Below are 2,556 nucleotides of genomic sequence, written 5' to 3' on the forward strand. Positions count from 1 at the left end.
AGTGTGCCTTGCAATCATGGGGGTCGGCTGGTGGGCCGGTGTTCCTTTGCAAGGCCGGTGGCAGTGGGCCTTTCTGCCTTCGCTGATTGCTGGAGGGTGCATGTCCCTTTACTTGATTTGGCTTTTTATCTCAGGCAAGCTGTTACCAGAGGAAATATGGCAACGAATCGGTGGGTTCTTTGAGGGAATCAACGATGGTCCGGTCTGAGGTGTGCGCCGATTGTGCGGAACTTCAACCTAACTTGCCCGTCAGACCGCATGCAACGATGACGCTACCTTTTGAGTATCAGAATCCGACTCTTCAGTTCGAACGCTTCATGGTCGATGCTCGCGATTGCGCGAGTCTGGCTACAACGAATATGGCCTGGAACATGGTGGTTGGTGTGTTGCACGCCTTCCGCAATCGCCTTTCAGTAAACCAGGCGCTTGCTTTCGCCGCGGTGCTTCCACCCATGATTCGCGCCCTCTTCATTGAAGATTGGAACCCCCAGCAAGCTGTCTTGCCCTTCGGCGAGCCGGCTGACTGGCTCGCTGATGTCCGCTCGGTTCGTCCCGAACACAACTTCTCGCCGCCAGATGCTGTCGTCTCGGTAGCCACTGCACTGAGCAGGCACGTAGATACACAGGCTTTTGAAAGAGTTCTCGCACTCCTGCCCGCAGAAGCCCGGCGCTACTGGGAGCTGCAAGATTCCTCAGGCTCTGGGTCTGCATCAAATGCGGTCTAACCTTTCCATCGAGCGGACATTCAACGGCCGGCCGCGCTACGCCGTGATGCTATTGTCAGTTCCGCGGGGCGGCTGTTGAATGCCTCTCATGTCCAACGGATACGGCTGTGTCGGGGAGCGAACGGTGCTGAAGCAACATGAAGAACTCGCAGTACTGGAAGAGGCGTTTCGCCGTAGGCATTGATGGTTCCGGTCTTTTTACGTTAGGAGTCGAGGAACAAATGCTTCACGATCCGTGGCTTAGCCGATGGCTTCCGATGCTCCAGGAGTCCGCTGGCTCACTGCCGGTGCTTGAGATTGGCTGTGGCACGGGCGCAGACACGTCCACCTTGGTTGGTGCCGGCCTTTCCGTTGTCGCCTTCGATCTTTCCGCCGCTTCTGTCGCCGCTGCGAAGCTGCGGGCACCCCAGGCACGCATCTCATGCCAGGACATCAGGGATCCGTTTCCCCTCTGCTCTGGCGAAGCTGGTGCCGTGGTGGCAAGCCTTACCCTGCATTACTTTCCATGGCATGAAACCGTGGCACTTGTGAGCCGGATCAGGCAGACGCTCAAGCCGGGTGGGCTGTTCTTGTGCCGGCTGAACTCGGTCGAGGACAAGAACTTTGGAGCCACTGGGCATCCTGCCATTGAGCCAAACTACTACCTTGTTGACGGCCAGGCCAAGAGGTTCTTCGATGCGCAGGGCGTCGACGAACTGTTCGCAACCGGATGGCAGGTCTTGTCCAGGGAACACCAGACGACCAAGAAGTATGTTCGCAAGAAAGCGCTGTGGGAGGTGGTGGTCCAACACGACGCCYGACCCATCGTTCCCGTGAACCGCCTTCGGCTGGCGCCAGTCGCGACATATCCCAAGGTCTGATCAACGCTACAGATCCCGCAGCGCCAACCGGCTGTCAAAGCGTCGCTGCTCACCCGTCACCGGGTCCATGAAGGCAATGGATTTGGCCAGCAGCTGCAGCGGGTAGCGGTAGTCGTCGTCGGGCGTCACATCCACCGGCGGGTACATGCGGTCATTGAGCAGCGGCAGGCCGAGCGCGTTCATGTGCACGCGTAGCTGGTGCTTCTTGCCTGTGACGGGGCTGAGCGCATACAGCGCGTAGTCGCCGTGTACCTTGATCACATCGATCAGCGTGTGGCTGTTGGGCTCGCCCTGGACTTCACGCTGCCGGAAAAATGGCTCGTCTTCAATGATGCGGCTTTTGCGCGTGAGGGGAAAGCCGATGTCGCCGCGCCATGGCGCCACGGCTTCGTAATGCTTCGTGACCTCATGCCGGCGGAATAGTGACTGGTAGGCATCACGCTCCGCCGGGTTGACGGAAAACAGCACCAGGCCCGCGGTTTCACGGTCGATGCGGTGGATGGGCACCAGGCCGTCGATGCCGAGCCGGTTCTTCAGGCGCACCAGCAGGGTCTCTTGCAGGTAGTGGCCGGAGGGCGTGACTGGCAAAAAATGCGGCTTGTCGGCCACGACCAGGTGTTCGTCCTGGAACAGCACGGCCTCTTCAAACGGGATGCGCGGCTCTTCATCCAGTGCGCGGTAGTAGTACACGCGCATGTGGCCGCGGTAGGGGCGTTCGGCCGTGACAGCTTCGCCAAATTCATCGACCACCAAGCCATCGTGCATGCGTTGCAGCCAGACTTCGCGCGAGATGGCCGGGAAGCGTTCTATCAGGAAATCAGTGATGCTGGGCCAGCCGCCCGCCGGCAGCCCGACGCAGCTGGGGCTGATGCCCGCCCGCGTGGGCATGCCGTGCAGCCCGAGCTTGGGTGTTTTGCTCACGCCCGCGCAGCCGCAAGATCAGGCGCGCACAAACACGACGTCCCACACGC

The 2,556-nt window shown here is 60.1% G+C and carries 4 protein-coding genes; 3 read left to right on the forward strand and 1 reads right to left on the reverse strand.

Annotated features, from left to right (window positions below; translation table 11 throughout):
• The 3 genes from AC1D0Z_RS19430 to AC1D0Z_RS19440 form a co-directional block, all read left to right on the forward strand.
• A partial coding sequence (locus AC1D0Z_RS19430) for a hypothetical protein (RefSeq protein WP_477659822.1) occupies positions 1–208 on the forward strand: 208 nt, incomplete at its 5' end.
• A gap of 58 nt (positions 209–266) precedes the next feature.
• Positions 267–725 carry a DUF2267 domain-containing protein gene (locus tag AC1D0Z_RS19435; RefSeq protein ID WP_477659823.1) on the forward strand — a complete coding sequence of 153 codons (459 nt, stop codon included), beginning with the start codon at positions 267–269 and terminating at the stop codon, positions 723–725.
• 137 nt (positions 726–862) lie between these two features.
• The gene (locus AC1D0Z_RS19440) at positions 863–1,585 is read left to right on the forward strand and encodes a class I SAM-dependent methyltransferase (RefSeq protein WP_477659824.1); all 723 of its coding nucleotides are present in this window, start codon (positions 863–865) and stop codon (positions 1,583–1,585) included.
• 6 nt (positions 1,586–1,591) lie between these two features.
• Here AC1D0Z_RS19440 and AC1D0Z_RS19445 read toward each other — a convergent pair whose 3' ends face one another.
• Entirely contained in the window at positions 1,592–2,473 is an 882-nt protein-coding gene (locus AC1D0Z_RS19445; RefSeq protein ID WP_477659825.1) for an RluA family pseudouridine synthase, read from the reverse strand.
• Positions 2,474–2,556: the final 83 nt, after the last annotated feature.

This window comes from Polaromonas sp. P1_E3, from assembly GCF_056405935.1.

What these genes read in the sequence shown, in the direction of transcription:
- AC1D0Z_RS19435 (WP_477659823.1), top strand. Translation starts at nt 267, where the DNA reads ATGACGCTACCTTTTGAGTATCAGAATCCGACTCTTCAGTTCGAACGC.
- AC1D0Z_RS19445 (WP_477659825.1), bottom strand. Translation starts at nt 2,473, where the DNA reads ATGCCCACGCGGGCGGGCATCAGCCCCAGCTGCGTCGGGCTGCCGGCG.